The following is an 18,269-nucleotide window of genomic DNA, read 5'->3' on the forward strand; positions in this document are numbered from 1 at the left end:
CGCCGCTGACCCCGGGGCTCGCCCGAGCCCCGGCCCCGGCGCCCCGCCGTGCGGCGCCGCCGAACGACCGCTGGAGAGCGACCCATGACCCGCGTTGCCGCCATTGACTGCGGTACCAATTCCATCCGGCTGCTGGTGGCCGACGCCGACCCCGCCACCGGTGAACTCACCGAGCTGGACCGGCGGATGACCATCGTCCGGCTCGGCCAGGGCGTGGACCGTACCGGCCGGCTGGCGCCGGAGGCGCTGGAGCGGACCTTCGCCGCCTGCCGGGAGTACGCCGAGGTGATCCGCGATCTCAAGGCGGAGCGCACCCGGTTCGTGGCCACCTCCGCCTCCCGGGACGCCGAGAACCGCGAGGAGTTCGTTCGCGGGGTGGTGGAGATCCTGGGCGTGGAGCCGGAGGTGATCAGCGGCGACCAGGAGGCGGAGTTCTCCTTCACCGGTGCCACCAGGGAGCTGGCCGGACGGTCCGACCTGGACCGGCCGTTCCTGGTGGTGGACATCGGCGGCGGCTCCACCGAGTTCGTGGTCGGCGAGGAGCACGTCCGGGCGGCGCGCAGCGTGGATGTGGGCTGTGTACGGATGACGGAGCGTCATCTGGTGCACCAGGGAACCGTCAGCGACCCGCCGGCGCCGGAGCGGATCGCCGCCATACGGGCCGATGTCCAGGCCGCGCTGGACCTGGCCGAGCAGAGCGTGCCGCTGCGTGAGGCGCGCACCCTGGTGGGCCTGGCCGGGTCGGTGACCACGGTCGCGGCGATCGCCCTGGAGCTGCCCGAGTACGACTCGGCGGCCATCCACCATTCCAGGATCCCGCTGGAGAAGGTCCGGGAGGTCACCGCGCGGCTGCTCACCGCCACGCATGAGCAGCGGGCGGCCATCCCGGTGCTGCACCCGGGCCGGGTGGATGTGATCGGTGCCGGGGCGCTGGTGCTGCAGTGCGTGATGGAGCGGACCGGTGCCGCGGAGGTCGTGGTGAGCGAGCACGACATCCTGGACGGGATCGCCTGGAGCATCGCCTGAAGGGTCCGTCCGGGCCCCCGGGGAAGCCCGTCGGAGGACGGCGCGGAAAAACTTCGTGAAATCCTTCACATGAAAATCCGCTCCCGGCCGCCAAGAAGTGGCCCCCGGTGTGCCCATCCGTGCGAGAACGGGCTCGCACGGGCGCCTTGGCGCAGACCGAGCCGGGGGCGGCGGAGCGGCCGGCGTGGGCGGCTGGAGCGGTGGTCCAGTGGCGCTCGGGACCGCAAGGCCAGTTCAGCGGGGGTGTCAACGCTGGAGTGGACCGCGTGGTTCCCCTTTTCGGCTATGGCGTCGGTCACGTGGGCCGCGCAGTGTAGCAGACAGCCCTGTACGACTATGGTCGGGGCGCGCGCGCACCCCTGGGAACCGTGCTGGATACTCGAATCATGAGCACCACGGAGCGTCCACGGATCCTCGTAGTAGGCGGTGGGTACGTCGGCCTGTATGCGGCGCGCCGCATCCTGAAGAAGATGCGGTACGGCGAGGCGACCGTCACGGTCGTCGACCCGCGCTCGTACATGACGTACCAGCCCTTCCTCCCCGAAGCAGCGGCCGGCAGCATCTCCCCGCGTCATGTCGTGGTGCCGCTGCGCCGGGTGCTCCCCAAGGCGGAGGTCCTCACCGGCCGCGTCACCACCATCGACCAGGACCGCAAGGTTGCCACCATCGCCCCGCTGGTCGGCGAGGCGTATGAGCTGCCCTTCGACTACCTGGTCATTGCGCTGGGCGCGGTCTCCCGTACCTTCCCGATCCCGGGTCTGGCCGAGCAGGGCATCGGCATGAAGGGCATCGAGGAGGCCATCGGCCTGCGCAACCACGTCCTCGAGCAGCTCGACAAGGCCGACTCCACCACCGATGAGGAGATCCGCCGCAAGGCGCTGACCTTCGTCTTCGTCGGCGGTGGCTTCGCGGGTGCGGAGACCATCGGCGAGGTCGAGGACATGGCCCGCGACGCGGCCAAGCACTACCGCAACGTCAAGCGCGAGGACATGCGGTTCATCCTCGTCGACGCCGCGGACAAGATCCTCCCCGAGGTGGGCCCCAAGCTCGGCCAGTACGGCAAGGAGCACCTGGAGAGCCGCGGGGTCGAGATCTACCTCTCCACTTCGATGGACTCCTGTGTTGACGGCCATGTCGTGCTGAAGAACGGCCTCGAGGTCGACGCCAACACGATCGTGTGGACCGCGGGCGTCAAGCCCAACCCGGCGCTGGCCCGCTTCGGCCTGCCGCTGGGCCCGCGTGGCCATGTGGACACCGCGGAGACCCTCCAGGTGCAGGGCACCGACTACATCTGGGCCGCGGGCGACAACGCCCAGGTCCCGGACATGGTCGGGCGCAAGGCCGGCAACGAGAACGCCTGGTGCCCGCCCAACGCCCAGCACGCGCTGCGGCAGGCCAAGGTGCTCGGCGACAACGTGGTCTCGGGCATGCGCGGCTTCCCGCAGAAGACCTACTCGCACGCCAACAAGGGTGCGGTGGCCGGTCTCGGTCTGCACAAGGGCGTCGCGATGATCGTCATGGGCAAGATGAAGATCAAGCTCCGTGGCCGTCTCGCCTGGTACATGCACCGTGGCTACCACGGCATGGCCATGCCGACCTGGAACCGGAAGATCCGCGTCTTCGCGGACTGGACCCTGGGCATGTTCCTCAAGCGTGAGGTTGTCTCGCTGGGTGCCATGGAGAACCCCCGCGAGGAGTTCTACGAGGCTGCCAAGCCCGCTCCCAAGCCCGCCGACGCGGCGTCGCCGCAGAAGGCCAAGGCCAGCTGATCCAAGGTCATACCGAGGGCGTCCACCAAATCCGTGGGGTGGGCGCCCTTCGGCATGCCCGGGGGAGGGCGCTGCGCCGTCATGGCGGATTCCCGGCGGGCGGGCGAAGGTGACCTGCTTTCGCCGGGAAGGACTACAGCACAGTCCGCTGGTGTTCAGGTGTCAGGTACATCGAATTAATCGAGTTAATCGAGACAGACCTGACGCTCCATCATGGAGGTGTGCGACATGGCCCAGGCCGCCCCACGGCTCACCGCGCTCGCCCAAGAGGTCCTGGGAGCACCGCTCCCGGTCCGCCTCCGCGCCTGGGACGGCAGCGAGTCCGGTCCGCCCGGCACCCCGGTGCTGGTCATCCGGCGCCGCCGGGCCCTGCGCCGGCTGCTGTGGAAGCCGGGCGAACTGGGCCTGGCCCGGGCCTGGGTGGCCGGGGACCTCGACATCCAGGGTGATCTCTACCAGGCGCTGGAGCTTATGGCCGGCTCGCTCTGGGAGCGCGTGGCCGACTCCGCGCGTCCCACCGGTCTGCGCGCCCTGCCGGCCGCCGTGCGCGACCCCCGACTGCGCGCCGCCGCACGGGAATTCGCCGGTCTGACGGCGCCCTGGGTGCCGCCCGCCCCGCCCGCCGAGGAGGCCCGCGCCAGCACCGGGCCGCTGCACACCCTGCGCCGCGACCGACAGGCCATCAGCCACCACTACGACGTGGGCAACACCTTCTATGAGCGGGTGCTGGGCCCGTCCATGGTCTACTCCTGCGCCTACTGGGAGCCCGGCGCCACCTTGGAGGAGGCGCAGCGGGCCAAACTCGACCTGGTCTGCCGCAAGTTGGGGCTGGGACCGGGGATGCGGCTGCTGGATGTGGGCTGCGGCTGGGGCTCCATGGTGCTGCACGCGGCCCGTGAGTACGGGGTGAGCGCGGTGGGCATCACCCTCTCCGAGGAGCAGGCCGGCTATGCCCGTAAGCGGGTGGCCGAGGCCGGTCTGGCGGACCGGGTCGAGATCCGGGTCCAGGACTACCGGGAGCTGGGCGACGGCCCCTTTGACGCCATCTCCTCCATCGGCATGGCCGAACACGTGGGTTCGGCCCGCTATGCCGAGTACGCCGCGGACCTGTACGCACTGCTGCGCCCCGGCGGCCGGCTGCTCAACCACCAGATCGCCCGGCGCCCGCTCGCGGACGAACAGCATTACCGGGTGAACGAGTTCATCGACCGCTATGTCTTCCCGGACGGCGAACTGGCCCCGCTGGGACGGACCGTGGGGCTGCTGGAGCGGGCCGGGTTCGAGGTGCGCGATGTGGAGGCGCTGCGCGAGCACTATGCGCTGACCCTGCGGGCCTGGGTGGCCAATCTGGAGACGCACTGGGATGAGGCGGTGCGGCTGACCTCGCCGGGCCGGGCCCGGGTGTGGCGGCTGTACATGGCCGCCTCGGCGCTGTCCTTCGAGCGCAATCGGATCGGCGTCAACCAGGTGCTGGCGGTGCGCACGCCCGTCTCCGGCAAGCCGGGGCTGCCACTGCGGGCCAGGGAGTGGCGGGGCTGAACGCCGAAGGGCCCGGCCCCCGTTGGGGAGCCGGGCCCGTCAACGCGCCTGCGGTCAGTCCGCCTTGATGGCGGAGAGCATGTTCATCCGGGCGGCGCGGCGGGCGGGCCACAGCGCGGCCAGCACGCCGACCACGGCGGCCATCAGCAGGAAGAAGCCCATCCGGCCCCAGGGCAGCACCAGTTCATAGGTGGCCAGACCGCTCTTGATCTGCTCACCGGCGGCCCAGCCGAAGAACACGCCCAGGCCGATGCCCAGCACCCCGCCGAACAGCGAGATCACCAGGGACTCCAGGCGGACCATCCGCTTGATGCCCTTGCGGTCCAGGCCGATGGCGCGCAGCATGCCGATCTCCTGCTGGCGTTCGAAGACCGACATGGCCAGGGTGTTGACCACGCCCAGCACCGCGACGATCACGGCCATGGCCAGCAGTGCGTAGAGCACATTCAGCAGCAGGTTGATGCCCTGGGCGATGGCGTTGGAGATGTCGTTCTTGTCCTGGATCTGGATGGCCGGGTTGTCGCCCAGTGCCTTGGTCAGCGAGCGCTTGGTGGCCTCGCTGGTACCGGACTTGGTCTTGACCATCACCTGCATATCGCGGACCTCGGACATATGCGGGGTCACCACGGAGTTGTCCACCATGATGCCGCGGATCATCCGGTTGCCGTCGAAGAGGCCGGTGATGGTGAGCTTGTCCCGCTTGCCGTCCTCGAAGGTGACGTTCACCGAGGAACCCAGCTTCCAGCCGAAGTCCTTGGCGGTGTGGTCGTCCACGATCGCCTGCCGGCCGGTGAGCTGGTCGGAGCCGGAGACGAAGTGCAGCTTGGTCAGCTTGGTGAAGCTGTCGCCGTTGACGCCGGTGAGGGAGTGCAGGTCGCTGCCGACCCGGGCCTCGGTGGAGCGCAGCGGGCTGCTGGCGGTGACCTCGGGCAGCGCGGCCAGCTTCTTGCCCACCTCGGGGGACAGGCCCATGCCGCCGCCTTCGCCGGCCATGGAGACCACATAGTCGGCCCGCAGGGCGTCGGTGGCCATCTTGTCGATGGCGCTCTGCACGCTGCCCGCGATCACGGTCAGACCGGTGATCAGGGTCAGGCCGATCATCAGCGCCGAGGCGGTGGCCGCGGTACGGCGCGGGTTGCGCACGGCGTTCTGCCGGGCGAGCTTGCCGGAGATCCCGAAGATGCGCAGCACCGGCGCGGCGGCGGCGATCAGCGGGCGGGACAGCAGCGGGGTGAGCACGAACACGCCGATCAGCAGCAGGCCCGCGCCCAGGCCCAGCATGCCCTTGCTGGTGGAGACGATGGTCAGTGCGGCGCCGACGGCGGCCAGCGCCCCGCCGATGCTGTTGCGCACCACCAGCGAGCGGGTGGTGGCCACCGCGTGCACGCTGTTCATGGCGGCCACCGGCGGGATCTTGGCGGCCCGGCGGCCGGGCAGCCAGGCGGCGAGCATGGTCACCAGAATGCCGACGGCCAGCGAGGTGGCCACGGTCGAGGGGGAGATCACCAGCGGGCCGTCCGGGACCACCGCGCCGGTGTTGCCCAGCAGGGAGCGCAGGCCCGCGCCGATGCCGATGCCGGCCAGCAGACCGGCCACACCGGCCACCGCGCCCACCACGAAGGCCTCGATCAGCACCGAGCGGGTGACCTGGCGGCGGCTGGCGCCGACCGCGCGCATCAGGGCCAGTTCCTTGGTGCGCTGGGCGATCAGCATGGTGAAGGTGTTGGCGATGATGAAGATGCCGACGAAGAGGGAGATGCCGGCGAACACCAGCATGGCGGTCTTCATGCCGTCCATCGCCTTGGCGATCTGGTCGGCCTGGTCCTGGGCCAGCTTGGTGCCGGTGGTGGCCTTGGCGTCACGCGGCAGGATCTTGTCCAGCCGGTCCTTGAGCGCGTCCTGGGAGGTGCCGGGCGCGGCCTTCACATCGATCTCGGTGAACTCACCCGGCTTGGCGTAGAGCTGCTGCGCGGTGCGGGTGTCGAACAGGGCCAGGCTGCCGCCGGCCGCCACATTGCCGTCGTCGGTGGTGAAGATGCCGGTGAGCTTCTGGTTGAGGACGGGGCCGGTGACGGACATCCGTATGGTGTCGCCGACCTTGAAGCCGCCCCGGTCGGCGGTGCGCTGGTCCACGGCCACCTCGTCGGCGGCGTGCGGGGCGCGCCCGGACTTCATCGGGTAGCGGGCGTCCTGGCCGTTCTTGCCCGGGTAGTAGTTGGCGCCGGCGGAGTTGAAGCCCTCGCCGAGCAGCTTGCCGTCCTTGTCGGCGATCCCGGCGAAGCCGTGCACGGAGCCGGTGACGTCGGCGGCGCCGGGCACCTTGGCGGCCTTGTCGAGCAGGGCCTGGCTCAGCTTGGGCGCGTCACCGGGCTGCCGGTCGTCGCCCTTCGCCCGGTGCGGCGAGATGGCGACGTCGATCCCGGTGAAGCCCTTCTGGGAGCTCTTCTGGTAGGCGTCGGAGACGGTCGAGGTGAAGACCAGGGTGCCGGAGACAAAGGCCACGCCGAGCAGTACGGCGAGGACGGTCATCAGCAGCCTGGCCTTGTGCGCGAGCACATTGCGCAAGGCGGTACGGAACACTTTGATTCAGTCCTGGGAAGTCGAGGCGGCTAAGACGGTCAGCTGGTACGGCCCTTGGCGTCGAAGCGCTTCATCCGGTCCAGCACCGCCTCGGCGGTGGGCTCGCGCATCTCGTCCACGATGCGGCCGTCGGCGAGGAAGACCACCCGGTCCGCGTAGGAGGCGGCCACCGGGTCGTGGGTCACCATCACCACGGTCTGGCCCAGTTCGCGCACCGAGTTGCGCAGGAAGCCCAGGACCTCGGCGCCGGAGCGGGAGTCCAGGTTTCCCGTCGGCTCGTCGGCGAACATGATCTCCGGGCGCCCGGCCAGCGCCCGGGCGACCGCCACGCGCTGCTGCTGACCACCGGAGAGCTGGTTGGGCCGGTGCTTCAGCCGCCCGGACAGGCCCACCGTCTCCACCACCGTCTCCAGCCACTTGGCGTCCGGCTTGCGGCCCGCGATGTCCATCGGCAGGGTGATGTTCTCCAGGGCGTTCAGGGTGGGCAGCAGGTTGAACGCCTGGAAGATGAACCCGATCTTGTCCCGGCGGAGCTTGGTGAGCTTCTTGTCGTTGAGCGAGGTCAGCTCCACATCGCCTATGCGGGCCGAGCCGCCGGAGACCGAGTCCAGGCCCGCCATGCAGTGCATCAGGGTGGACTTGCCGGAGCCGGAGGGGCCCATGATGGCGGTGAACTCGGCGCGGTGGAACTCGACCGAGACCGCGTCCAGGGCGACCACCTGGGTCTCGCCCTGTCCGTAGACCTTGGTGAGATCCGTGGCGACGGCCGCCGGCGCGGTGGTGCGTACGGCGGTCTGGGCGCCGAAGGGGCTGGTGGTCACGGAGGACTCTCCTTGCGGGACGGTGGATCGGGGACCTGGTCCATCCTCCCGCCCGGATACCGGGAGCGGATCCGCCCCAGCTACCGTTCTGGGGACACCCTGCGGAGGTACGCCGGGGCGGTGGTGTCATCCTTGGGTAGGACGGCGGTCACGGGGGTGCCGCAGGCGAGATTGCGACAATTCCGGGGGGTTGTGGGGGTGAGGGGGTGAGCGGCGTGGATCGGCCGTTGGCATGTGCCAATGGCGTCGGCTCAGCCTTGATACACCCTCAGTTGCCAATAAAATAAGACAACCTCGGGTCGGCGTTCCGCTGTTTGGGGGGCGCTCCCCGGATAGGCTCGTCCCGCTCTCCTTGAGGGAGACCCGCGCGTCCCAGCTCGTGTGGTCCGAGGGCCCGCCCGGATGGTGGAAAGCAGACACGGCGAGCTTAAACCTCGCTGGCCCTTCGGGCCGTGCCGGTTCGAGTCCGGCTCCGGGCACACCCCGCCTCACCGCGTTCTTGACACCCCGCTGACGCTCCCGCCGCCGCACTTGCGGAACCGACCGGCGCGGGATTGCGTTTGTCCGGTCGGGGGCAGTCGGGCAAAAGATCGTCCCTAAGCACGAGAGTCTTTCCTTTGCCTACCTATTACCCTGGTCGGCAAGGCCGCGCAGGGTGGCCATGGAGGAGTGAAATGGAGAGCAGGAACCCGGTCTTCTCGCGACGGGGGTTCACTCCCGGCAACGGCTACGCGGGCTTCAACGCGGCGCCGCAGTCCGGGTCCGCGACCTACGGCAACCCGTACGCGGACAACCCGTACGCGCAGCCCACCAACCCCTATGCGCAGGGCGCGCCCGGTATGCCGCAGGCTCCCGCCGCCTCGGGGGCCATGACCATCGACGACGTCGTCAGCCGCACCGCTGTCACGCTGGGCCTGGTGGTCCTGGCGGCGGCCGCCGCCTGGGCGCTGAAGCTCCCGGTCGGCGTGGGCTTCGGCGCGGGCCTGGTGGCGATGGTGCTCGGCCTGGTGCAGAGCTTCAAGGCCCGGCCCACCCCGGCGCTGATCCTGGGCTACGCGCTGTGCGAGGGCCTCTTCCTCGGCGTGCTCAGCCAGGTGTACAACCAGGTCGGCAAGGGTGCGCCCATGCAGGCGGTGCTGGGCACCATGGCCGTCTTCGCCGGTGTGCTGATCGCCTACCGGACCCGCCTGGTCCGGGTGAACGCCCGCTTCCAGCGCTTCGCGGTGGGCGCCGGCATCGGCTTCCTGCTGCTGATGGTGGCCAATGGCCTGTTCGCCATGTTCGGCGGCGGGGACGGCCTGGGCTTCCGCAGCGGCGGCCTGGGCATCCTGGTCGGCATCGCCGGTGTGCTGATCGGCGCCATGTTCCTGGCGCTGGACTTCAAGCAGATCGAGGACGGCGTCCGCTACGGCGCTCCGCGCGAGGAGTCCTGGCTGGCCGCGTTCGGCCTGACGCTGACCCTGGTGTGGATCTACACCGAGCTGCTGCGGCTGATCGCGATTCTCAACAGCAACGACTGACGGTGCCGACGGCACCGCACAGGACAGGGCCCGGGAAGGCGACCGCCTTCCCGGGCCCTGTCCTGTTGGGGGTGTCTGCCGGAACGTGCCGACTAGCCCAGCTTCCGGGCGGCCCGTCGTAGGTCGTACTCATGGACGATCGCCTTGGCGTGGCCGTACGCCAGGCCGTGTTCTCCGCGCAGCCAGCTGACCTTCTCCTCGAACCGGGAGAGTGCGGGGCCTTCGTCGACCGTGCGCAGCCAGTCGGCGATCTCACGCCCGGTGCAATGGGGGATTCGGGAGAGCAGGTTCCGGTGGGTCTCGTCGGAGATGACGTGGGACATCGGCGCCTCCGGGACGCGTCGGATGATGGTCCTTCATGTCACCGTGCCTGAGTGTTCAGCCATTGGCAACAGTCGGTGGACGGCACATAGTCTCGGAGCGTGGATGATGTGACGCCTCTGCTGACCGCTGTGGACACCTTCGCCGACCGGCTGCGGGCCCTGCCCCAGTCCCGCCTGAGCCGTGGCGCGGCCGCGGAAGCGCTGGCACTGGCGCGGGAGTTGGCCAGACGGGCGCAGCGGATCGAGGAGCCGGGGGGCGCGGCGCCCCGGGAGATGCCGGAGGCCGGGATGTTCACGGTGGCCGACCAAGTGGCGGTGGCCGGTCATGACTTGGCCCAGGCGCTGGCCGGTGCGGGTCCCGATGCCGGGGACGGGGTGGCCGAGGCGGTGGCCCTGGTGGAGGCCGCGGCCCGGCGCTGCGGGCTGTAGCGGGCGCCCCGCCAGGGGCAGCGGGGCGGTTACGTCATGCGGCTCCGCCGCGTGGGCGCGGCCGGCCAGGACCGGCCCGCACCCTAGATCGAGGCGATCACCCGGTCCGCCAGGACGTAGACATTCCCCGTGGCGCAGCCGAAGGTCAGCGCATAGGCGCCGACCACGCCGGAGCCGCCCAGCAGGACCGGTGCGTCGCCGGTGCGCAGGGACTCGGCCAGGCTCTCGGCGGTTTCCCGGTGGCCCGGGGTCATACAGATGGTGGTGCCGTCGGCGAAGACATAGACGTCCAGGGTGCCCAGCGGTCCGGGCCGGACGTCGGCCAGCGGCACCCGGGCGTCGGCGAGCTCGGTGAGCCGCTCGATGATGCGCTCATGGCCGTCCACGGCGGTGACGGGGGTGAAGTCCGGGTGCGAAGGGTGCCGGCGGCGGGCGGCCTCCAGCTCGGCGTCCTCTTCCGGCTCGGGGGCGAACAGCGGGTCCAGCCCGGCGAAGTCGCTCTGCCGGGGGAGGTAGAGCTCCTCGCCGGTGGCGAAGGGACCGCCGAGCCCGGTCGGGCCGGCCAGGTCCCGGGTCTCCTGGGCGGCCCAGAACGCCCGTGCCTCGGCCAGTTCCCGCTCCCGCTCCTCGGCGAGCGCGTCCGCGACGGCCGCCCGTATCTCGGCGACCGGGGCGGTGCGGGCGGCCGGCACGCCACCGGTGCGCGGCTCGCGCGGGTGGAGGGCGGCGAGGTCGGCGCGCAGGGCGGTGATCTGGCGGCGCAGCCCGCGGGTGACGTACAGGGCGGCGGCCCCCGCGGCGGTGGCGGTGGTGGCGGCCAGCAGCAGGGCAACAGACATGGCGCTCACTGACGTACTCCCGGTTGCGATGGATCCCCCGAATTCCTACCTCAGCTTGACGGGCCCCGTTGCCGGGCCACAGTGCGAATGGTCATCAAACGGGCAGGACTTAGGGCCCGGAGGTTGCGTCTTCAACGACCTGACCTGGGGAAACGAATCTCCCCCGGGAGCTTGGTCACATCCTGGGGGAGATTCGGTCACGGTTGGGCAAGGTCGGGGCCGGGTGCCAGGGGCATTTTTCGGGGGCCTGGCCGCCAGGACTTTGCCCCCGCCCTTACGACTCGCTCAGCTCAGCCGCTCGATGACCATCGCCATGCCCTGGCCGCCGCCCACGCACATGGTCTCCAGCCCGAACTGCTTGTCGTGGAACTGCAGCGAGTTGATCAGGGTGCCGGTGATCCGGGCGCCGGTCATGCCGAAGGGGTGGCCGACGGCGATGGCGCCACCGTTGACGTTCAGCCGGTCCAGGTCGATGCCCAGGTCCCGGTAGGAGGGGATGACCTGGGCGGCGAACGCCTCGTTGATCTCCACCAGGTCGATGTCGCCGATGCTCAGCCCGGCCCGCCCCAGCGCCTGGCGGCTGGCCTCCACCGGGCCGTAGCCCATGATCTCGGGGGAGAGCGCGGAGACCCCGGTGGAGACGATCCGGGCCAGCGGGGTCAGGCCCAGCTCCCGCGCCTTGGTGTCGGACATGATCACCAGGGCCGCGGCACCGTCGTTCAGCGGGCAGCAGTTGCCCGCCGTCACCAGGCCGTCCGGGCGGAAGGCGGGCTTGAGCCCCGCCACGCCCTCCAGGGTCACCCCGGCGCGCGGACCGTCGTCCTTGCTCACCACCGTGCCGTCGGGGGTGGTGACCGGGGTGATCTCGCGCTCCCAGAAGCCCTTCTTGATGGCCTCCTCGGCCAGGTTCTGCGAGCGGACCCCGAACTCGTCCATCTCCTGGCGGGTGACGCCCTTGAGCCGGGCCAGGTTCTCGGCGGTCTGGCCCATGGCGATATAGGCGTCCGGGACCAGGCCGTCCTCCCGCGGGTCCTGCCAGCCCTCGCCGGCCCGCTCGGCGCGGGCGGCGGTGCGCGCCTCGGCCTCGGCGAACAGCGGGTTGTGGGTGCCGGGCTGCCCGTCCGAGGAGCCGTTGACCGTGCGGGAGACCATCTCCACACCGGCCGAGATGAAGACATCGCCCTCGCCCGCCTTGATGGCGTGCAGCGCCATCCGGGAGGTCTGCAGCGAGGAGGCGCAGTAGCGGGTGATGGTGGTGGCGGGCAGGTGGTCCATGCCCATCTGCACGGCCACGATGCGGGCCAGGTTGTGGCCCTGCTCGCCGCCGGGCATGCCGCAGCCGAGCATCAGGTCGTCGATCTGGCGCGGGTCCAGCTCCGGGACCTTGGCGAGCGCGGCCTGGATGATGGTGGCGGTCAGGTCGTCCGGCCGCAGGTCCTTCAGCGAGCCCTTGAAGGCGCGGCCGATGGGGGAGCGGGCGGTAGAGACGATCACGGCTTCGGGCATCACGGCTCCTGTGGGCTCGGGCTGACTCCGGGTGAAGTTACCCGTGCGTAAGGCCGGGGTCACCAGGGTTCCGCTGTGATGCGGGACTCAGGTCCGAGCCGGGTTCGGCCCCGGGTTTTCAGTGTCCCTCGCCGTCGGCGGCGGCCGGGCGCAGCAGTGGCTGGGGCGTGGCCTCCGCATGGCTGGGCAGCCGGCGCCGCCGGCGGTGCTTGAGCAGCGCCCAGCGGCCCCGGGCCGCGGTGACCTCGGTGCCGCCCTCGGCGGCCGCCTGGGCGGCGGCCCGGGCCACCGGCAGGATGCCCTCGCGGCGGGTGAGGTCCGGCCGCTCCTCCTCCGCGGGCCACAGCCCCAGCGCCGCGCACAGGGTGGGCAGCATGGCCATCGCGGCGGTGGCGTAACCCTCCGCCGAGGGGTGGTAGTTGTCCGGCCCGAACAGCTCGCGCGGATTGGCCGCGAACTCCGGCCCCAGCAGGTCGCCCAGCGAGACGGTGCGCCCGCCCGCCTCCAGCACCCCCAGGGTCTGCGCGGCCGCCAGCTGGCGGCTGAGCCGGCGGGCCAGCCAGCGCAGCGGCTGGTAGACCGGCTCGATGGTGCCCAGGTCCGGACAGGTGCCCACCACCACCGCACAGCCGGCCTCGCGCAGTCTGCGCACCGCCTCGCCCAGCAGCCGCACCGAGCGGGCGGCCGGCACCCGGTGGGTGACGTCATTGGCGCCGATCATGATCACGCAGACGTCCGGCGGCCGGCCCGGGCCGGCCAGCAGCAGGGTGACCTGGCGCTCCAGGTCGTCCGACTGTGCCCCGGACAGCGCCACATTGCGCAGCTCCACCGGCCGCTCGGCCACCGCGGCCAGGCCCGAGGCGAGCAGCGCGCCGGGCGTCTGGCGGGGCCGGTGCACGCCCTTGCCGGCCGCGGTGGAGTCGCCGAGCATGCCCAACACCAGTGGCCGGCTGCCCAGTTGGTGGACGAAGGACGAGCCATAGCGGCCGTCCGCGTGCGGCGGGGTGTCATGGTTGCCGCCGACCACCCGTTTGGCCAGTGCCACCTCGGTGAGCAGCACCCCGAGCGCCGCCCCGCCCAGCAGGCCGACCCCGCCGCCGCCGTACGCCGCAGCGGCCGCGATCCGGCGTGCGGCCCTCGCCCTCGCCTTGGACATCGGCAGGCCCTCCTCGCCGCGGGAAACCCGCTTCACAAAGGGTTCATCAAAGCTTCACGATCGCCGCCCGCCCTTGCGCGGCCGCGCTAACAGCAGGTTGCCCCGGCGGCCGGTCCCTGCAACGCGCCGCTAGTGCAGTCGGACGCGCAATAGGCTGGGCGTACGGGCACGCGACGACCGCTAGTGCCCCCGACCGCGGAGATCACCGTGCAGTATCACGATTCGATGATTGAGCTCGTTGGCAACACCCCGCTGGTGAAGCTCAACAACGTGACCGACGGCATTTCGGCCACCGTCCTTGCCAAGGTCGAGTACTTCAATCCCGGCGGGTCCGTGAAGGACCGGATCGCCCTGCGGATGATCGAGGCCGCCGAGAAGTCCGGCGAACTCAAGCCCGGCGGCACCATCGTCGAACCCACCTCCGGCAACACCGGTGTGGGGCTGGCGATCGTGGCCCAGCAGAAGGGCTACAAGTGCATCTTCGTCTGCCCGGACAAGGTCTCCACCGACAAGATCAACGTGCTGCGGGCCTATGGCGCCGAGGTGGTGGTCTGCCCCACCGCGGTCGACCCCGAGCACCCGGACTCGTACTACAACGTCTCCGACCGCCTGGTGCGTGAGACGCCCAACGCCTGGAAGCCGGACCAGTACAGCAACCCCAACAACCCGCTGTCCCACTACGAGTCCACCGGCCCGGAGCTGTGGGAGCAGACCGACGGGAAGATCACCCACTTTGTGGCGGGCGTGGGCACCGGCGGCACCATCAGCGGCACCGGCCGCTACCTCAAGGAGGCCAGCGAGGGCCGGGTGCAGGTCGTCGGCGCCGACCCCGAGGGCTCGGTGTACAGCGGCGGTTCCGGCCGGCCGTACCTGATCGAGGGCGTCGGTGAGGACTTCTGGCCCACCGCCTACGACCGGTCGGTGGCCGACGAGATCGTCGCGGTCTCCGACAAGGACGCCTTCCAGATGACCCGCCGCCTGGCCAAGGAGGAGGGCCTGCTGGTGGGCGGCTCCTGCGGGATGGCCGTGGTGGCCGCGCTGCGGGTCGCCGAGCGGCTGGGGCCGGACGACGTGGTGGTGGTGCTGCTCCCGGACAGCGGCCGTGGCTACCTGAGCAAGATCTTCAACGATGAGTGGATGGCGGACTACGGCTTCCTGGAGGAGGGTCCGGAGACCGCGCGGGTCGCCGATGTGCTGCGCCGCAAGGAGGGCGCCCTGCCCTCGCTGGTGCATATGCACCCGGAGGAGACGGTCGGCGAGGCCATCGAGGTGCTGCGCGAGTACGGCGTCTCCCAGATGCCGATCGTCAAGCCCGGCGCCGGGCACCCCGATGTGATGGCGGCCGAGGTGATCGGCTCGGTGGTCGAACGCGAGCTGCTGGATGCGCTGTTCAACAAGCGGGCCTCGCTCACCGACCCGCTGGAGAAGCACATGAGCGAGCCGCTGCCGCAGGTCGGCTCCGGTGAGCCGGTGGCCGACCTGATGGCCGTGCTCGGCCAGGCGGACGCCGCCATCGTGCTGGTGGAGGGCAAGCCGTCGGGTGTGGTGAGCCGTCAGGACCTGCTGGCCTTCCTGGCCGAGGGCAACGGCGCCGCCAAGTGACGGTCCGCTCAACTGTGGTGCCGTCAGGGGTTCGTATGCGTCACCTGGCGGCAGCACGGATTTAACGCGGGCCCGGCATAGTGGAGTTGTGTGACGGCCGGAGCGCCGGAGCGGCTCCCGGCTCCCGGTCGTCGGGGTACGGATCTTCGGTCCGTACCCCTGGTGGGGTCCGCCGCCGTCCCGACCCCGGCTCCGGCCGGGGTGCGGCGGCCCTGTCCGGCCCAAGTGGTCGTGTTGCGGGTGTTTCTGCTGCGGGCTGTCGTGGGCTGGTCGCGCCCACGCGGCGGAGCGGCATCGGGTAGCCGTCCCGCGCCCCTTACGGGCGCGTCACTCCTCGCGGGATTTGCGCCGCTGCCAGGGCAGATGCCCCGATGCCTGGACCAGGTTGACGCCCACGATGCCCGCCCAGGTCACCAGCAGGCCGGGCAGATGCGCCTGGGTCACTCCGATCGCGGACAGCGGGATCGCCAGCACCAGGGTCACCGTGGCGAAGCCGAAGCGCTCGCCGAAGGTGCCGAACTCCGAGGGCGCCTGCGGGAGTTCACCCCGGGCCTCGGCCATCTGCCGCTCGGCCAGCTGGCGTCGCACCCGGCGCTCCACGGTGGCGTCGAGCTTCTCCGCGAAGGACTCGATCAGCTCGTCCTCGTACTCCGGCCCCAGCTCCTTGCGGGTCTGCAGGGTCGCGTCGAGGTCCTTCTTGAGGTCTTGGTCATGGGCCGTCATGCCGTCAACGGTACGGTCGCCCCAGCCCCGGCGTCGCTGGGGCCAGCCCCCGTATCGGGAAGGAGCCGTTGTGACCGCAACCCTGCTGTCGTCCCTCACCGCCCCCGGTGCCGCCGACCGGCCCGACGCCCTGGTCATCGCCGGACGGCCGTGCGGCCGGGCGGAACTGCTGGGCGCGGCCGGCGCGGTGGCCCGCCGGATCGGCGGCGCGGCCTCGGTGGCGGTGCACGCCGAACCCACTCTGGCCACGGTCGTCGCCGTGCTGGGCGGGCTGCTGGCGGGCGTTCCGGTGGTGCCGCTGCCCCCGGACGCGGGCCCCGCCGAACGCGAGCACATCCTGCGGGACTCCGGCGCCGAACTGCTGCTGGGCGGCGAGGGCATCCCGGTGGACCTGGGCGAACGCGCCGACCACCGGGGCCCGGAGCCCGCGCCCGAGGAGGTGGCGCTGATCCTCTACACCTCCGGCACCACCGGCGCCCCCAAGGGCGCGCTGATCACCCACCGGGCGATCGCCGCCGGACTGGACGGCCTGGCCGAGGCCTGGCAGTGGACCGCCGAGGACACCCTGGTGCACGGCCTGCCGCTGTTCCATGTGCATGGCCTGGTGCTGGGTGTGCTGGGCGCGCTGCGCACCGGCTCCCGCCTGGTGCACACCGGGCGGCCGACCCCCGAGGCGTACGCGGCGGCGGGCGGCACCCTCTACTTCGGGGTGCCCACCGTCTGGTCGCGGATCGCCCGGGAGCCCTCCGCCGCCCGGGCGCTGAGCGGCGCCCGGCTGCTGGTCTCGGGCAGCGCCGCGCTGCCCGCCCCGGTCTTCCGGGACCTGCGGGCGCTGGCCGGACAGGGGCCCGTGGAGCGCTATGGCATGACCGAGACGCTGATCACCCTGGCCGCCCGGGTGGCCGGCGAGCGGCGCCCGGGCACCGTCGGCCTGCCGCTGCCCGGGGTGCGCACCCGGCTGGTGGCCCAGGAGGAGGGCGGCATCGGGGAGTTGGAGGTGTCCGGCCCCACCCTGTTCGCCGGCTACCTGGGCCGGCCGGAGGCCACCGCCGCCGCGTACACCGCCGACGGCTGGTTCCGCACCGGGGACATCGCGGCGGTCGAGGAGGACGGAACCCACCGGATCGTCGGCCGGGCCTCCACTGACCTGATCAAGTCCGGGGGCTATCGCATCGGCGCCGGCGAGGTGGAGAACGCGCTGCTGGACCACCCGGCGGTGCGTGAGGCGGCGGTGATCGGGGTGCCGCACGAGGACCTCGGCCAGGAGATCGTCGCCTATGTGGTGGCCGAGGGTGTGGGCGAACAGGAGCTGATCGACTTTGTCGCCGGGCACCTCTCCCGGCACAAACGGCCGCGCCGGGTGCGGTTCCTGGCGGCGCTGCCGCGTAATGCGATGGGGAAGCCGCAGAAGAAGCTGCTGCCGGAGGCGTAGCGCTCCGCTGGGAATGGGGGTGATGCGGCTGCGGGCCGTCTGTGGCTGGTCGCGCAGTTCCCCGCGCCTCTTACGGGGCACTGCATAATTTTATGCGCGCATAGATATCGATGAATGACCCAGGAGGGGCGATGAGCGAGACCGGCGGCGAGGCGGACGCCACCGCGCGACTGCAGAAGCTCTTCGAGGGGCACCGGCTGACGCCCACCCAGCGCCGGATCGCGCACTGCATGGTGCGCCGGGCCGCCGACGCGCCCTTCCTCTCCAGCGTGGAACTGGCCGAACTGGCCGGGGTCAGCCAGCCCTCGGTGACCCGGTTCGCGGTCGCCCTGGGCTTCGATGGCTACCCGGCGCTGCGCCGCCGGCTGCGCGAGGTGGCACCGGCCGGGCCGGGGCCGGCCGAGGAGTCCTCGGAGAACGAGTACCAGCAGGCGGTGCTGAGCGAGATCGACAACCTGCGGCAGCTGGCCGCGCTGCTGGCCGACCCGGCCCCGCTCACCCGGGCCGGGCGGCTGCTGGCCGCCTCCCGTCCGCTGCCGGTGCTGGGGCTGCGGGCCGCCACCGCGCAGGCCGCCGGCTTCGCCTACTTCGCCCGCAAGGTGCACCCCGATGTCCGGCTGCTGGACGAGGGCGGCAGCCTGCTGGCGGACAGGGTGGACGCGGCGGTACGGGCCGGGGCGAGCGCCCTGCTGTGCTTCGCGCTGCCCCGCCATCCGCGCGAGGTGGTGGAGGCCCTGGCCTATGCCAGGGCCGCCGGTCTGACCGTGGTCACCGTCGCCGACTCCGCCTTCGCCCCGGTGGCCGCGCACAGCGACCTGCTGCTGCCCGCCGCGGTGGGCACCGCGCTGGCCTTTGACACCGCCTGTGCGCCGATGATGCTGGGCCGGGTGCTGCTGGAGGCCATGTGCGACGCGCTGCCGGACGCCCAGGCCCATCTGGAGGAATTCGACGCCCGGGCGGTGGCCCGTGGACTGTTCATGGAGTGAGCCCCCGGACGCGCCGTT

Annotated in this window: 15 protein-coding genes and 1 tRNA gene; 9 read left to right on the plus strand and 7 right to left on the minus strand. The window is 71.5% G+C overall.

The genetic code is table 11. From position 1 onward, the window contains the following. The first annotated feature begins 84 nt into the window (after positions 1–84). The 3 genes from ACIHFE_RS13465 (at position 85) to ACIHFE_RS13475 (ending at position 4,334) form a co-directional block, all read left to right on the plus strand. The gene (locus tag ACIHFE_RS13465; protein WP_400105990.1) at positions 85–1,026 is read left to right on the plus strand and encodes an exopolyphosphatase; all 942 of its coding nucleotides are present in this window, start codon (positions 85–87) and stop codon (positions 1,024–1,026) included. A gap of 386 nt (positions 1,027–1,412) precedes the next feature. Further along, positions 1,413–2,795, plus strand: a complete 1,383-nt coding sequence (locus tag ACIHFE_RS13470) for an NAD(P)/FAD-dependent oxidoreductase (RefSeq protein ID WP_400105991.1) — start codon at positions 1,413–1,415, stop codon at positions 2,793–2,795. 228 nt (positions 2,796–3,023) lie between these two features. Then, positions 3,024–4,334: a class I SAM-dependent methyltransferase gene (locus ACIHFE_RS13475; protein ID WP_400105992.1), complete on the plus strand. Its 1,311-nt coding sequence runs from the start codon at positions 3,024–3,026 to the stop codon at positions 4,332–4,334. Positions 4,335–4,388: 54 nt separating this feature from the next. Here ACIHFE_RS13475 and ACIHFE_RS13480 read toward each other — a convergent pair whose 3' ends face one another. Continuing rightward, a complete protein-coding gene (locus ACIHFE_RS13480; protein WP_400105993.1) occupies positions 4,389–6,914 on the minus strand; it encodes an ABC transporter permease in 2,526 nt (841 codons plus the stop codon). 38 nt (positions 6,915–6,952) lie between these two features. Further along, positions 6,953–7,735, minus strand: coding sequence for an ABC transporter ATP-binding protein (locus ACIHFE_RS13485; RefSeq protein ID WP_400105994.1), 783 nt, complete (start codon positions 7,733–7,735; stop codon positions 6,953–6,955). 396 nt (positions 7,736–8,131) lie between these two features. Between ACIHFE_RS13485 and ACIHFE_RS13490 the strand changes: the two genes are divergently transcribed. Together ACIHFE_RS13490 and ACIHFE_RS13495 are read left to right on the plus strand one after the other, a co-directional pair. Beyond that, positions 8,132–8,214 (plus strand) — tRNA-Leu (locus tag ACIHFE_RS13490). 195 nt (positions 8,215–8,409) lie between these two features. Further along, positions 8,410–9,255 carry a Bax inhibitor-1/YccA family protein gene (locus tag ACIHFE_RS13495; RefSeq protein ID WP_400105995.1) on the plus strand — a complete coding sequence of 282 codons (846 nt, stop codon included), beginning with the start codon at positions 8,410–8,412 and terminating at the stop codon, positions 9,253–9,255. Between the two features lie 92 nt (positions 9,256–9,347). Here ACIHFE_RS13495 and ACIHFE_RS13500 read toward each other — a convergent pair whose 3' ends face one another. Next, positions 9,348–9,578 (minus strand): DUF4287 domain-containing protein, encoded by a 231-nt coding sequence (locus ACIHFE_RS13500; protein WP_400105996.1) that lies wholly within the window; start codon positions 9,576–9,578, stop codon positions 9,348–9,350. 99 nt (positions 9,579–9,677) lie between these two features. On the opposite strand from ACIHFE_RS13500, the gene ACIHFE_RS13505 reads away from it, so the two are divergent. Then, a complete protein-coding gene (locus tag ACIHFE_RS13505) occupies positions 9,678–10,007 on the plus strand; it encodes a hypothetical protein (protein ID WP_400105997.1) in 330 nt (109 codons plus the stop codon). Positions 10,008–10,090: 83 nt separating this feature from the next. On the opposite strand, the gene ACIHFE_RS13510 is transcribed toward ACIHFE_RS13505, so the two are convergent. The 3 genes from ACIHFE_RS13510 to ACIHFE_RS13520 form a co-directional block, all read right to left on the minus strand. Continuing rightward, a complete protein-coding gene (locus ACIHFE_RS13510) occupies positions 10,091–10,855 on the minus strand; it encodes a hypothetical protein (RefSeq protein ID WP_400105998.1) in 765 nt (254 codons plus the stop codon). A gap of 276 nt (positions 10,856–11,131) precedes the next feature. Next, positions 11,132–12,352, minus strand: a complete 1,221-nt coding sequence (locus tag ACIHFE_RS13515; RefSeq protein WP_400105999.1) for an acetyl-CoA C-acetyltransferase — start codon at positions 12,350–12,352, stop codon at positions 11,132–11,134. A 118-nt stretch (positions 12,353–12,470) separates the two neighbouring features. Further along, positions 12,471–13,508, minus strand: coding sequence for an SGNH/GDSL hydrolase family protein (locus ACIHFE_RS13520; protein WP_400106000.1), 1,038 nt, complete (start codon positions 13,506–13,508; stop codon positions 12,471–12,473). 207 nt (positions 13,509–13,715) lie between these two features. Here ACIHFE_RS13520 and ACIHFE_RS13525 point away from each other — a divergent pair, with 207 nt between their 5' ends. Next, on the plus strand, positions 13,716–15,110 hold the full coding sequence (locus ACIHFE_RS13525; RefSeq protein ID WP_400106001.1) for a cystathionine beta-synthase: 1,395 nt from the start codon (positions 13,716–13,718) through the stop codon (positions 15,108–15,110). Between the two features lie 327 nt (positions 15,111–15,437). Here ACIHFE_RS13525 and ACIHFE_RS13530 read toward each other — a convergent pair whose 3' ends face one another. Next, entirely contained in the window at positions 15,438–15,833 is a 396-nt protein-coding gene (locus ACIHFE_RS13530) for a hypothetical protein (RefSeq protein WP_400106002.1), read from the minus strand. Between the two features lie 70 nt (positions 15,834–15,903). On the opposite strand from ACIHFE_RS13530, the gene ACIHFE_RS13535 reads away from it, so the two are divergent. Next, positions 15,904–17,265, plus strand: a complete 1,362-nt coding sequence (locus tag ACIHFE_RS13535; RefSeq protein WP_400106003.1) for an acyl-CoA synthetase — start codon at positions 15,904–15,906, stop codon at positions 17,263–17,265. A gap of 131 nt (positions 17,266–17,396) precedes the next feature. Next, positions 17,397–18,251: a MurR/RpiR family transcriptional regulator gene (locus ACIHFE_RS13540; RefSeq protein WP_400106004.1), complete on the plus strand. Its 855-nt coding sequence runs from the start codon at positions 17,397–17,399 to the stop codon at positions 18,249–18,251. Positions 18,252–18,269: the final 18 nt, after the last annotated feature.

This window comes from Streptomyces sp. NPDC052396, assembly GCF_044593195.1.
GTDB lineage: Bacteria > Actinomycetota > Actinomycetes > Streptomycetales > Streptomycetaceae > Streptomyces.

Coding starts and splice junctions, on each gene's coding strand:
- ACIHFE_RS13465 (WP_400105990.1), top strand. CDS start 85: ATGACCCGCGTTGCCGCCATTGACTGCGGTACCAATTCCATCCGGCTG.
- ACIHFE_RS13470 (WP_400105991.1), top strand. CDS start 1,413: ATGAGCACCACGGAGCGTCCACGGATCCTCGTAGTAGGCGGTGGGTAC.
- ACIHFE_RS13475 (WP_400105992.1), top strand. CDS start 3,024: ATGGCCCAGGCCGCCCCACGGCTCACCGCGCTCGCCCAAGAGGTCCTG.
- ACIHFE_RS13495 (WP_400105995.1), top strand. CDS start 8,410: ATGGAGAGCAGGAACCCGGTCTTCTCGCGACGGGGGTTCACTCCCGGC.
- ACIHFE_RS13500 (WP_400105996.1), bottom strand. CDS start 9,578: ATGTCCCACGTCATCTCCGACGAGACCCACCGGAACCTGCTCTCCCGA.
- ACIHFE_RS13515 (WP_400105999.1), bottom strand. CDS start 12,352: ATGCCCGAAGCCGTGATCGTCTCTACCGCCCGCTCCCCCATCGGCCGC.
- ACIHFE_RS13520 (WP_400106000.1), bottom strand. CDS start 13,508: ATGTCCAAGGCGAGGGCGAGGGCCGCACGCCGGATCGCGGCCGCTGCG.
- ACIHFE_RS13530 (WP_400106002.1), bottom strand. CDS start 15,833: ATGACGGCCCATGACCAAGACCTCAAGAAGGACCTCGACGCGACCCTG.
- ACIHFE_RS13540 (WP_400106004.1), top strand. CDS start 17,397: ATGAGCGAGACCGGCGGCGAGGCGGACGCCACCGCGCGACTGCAGAAG.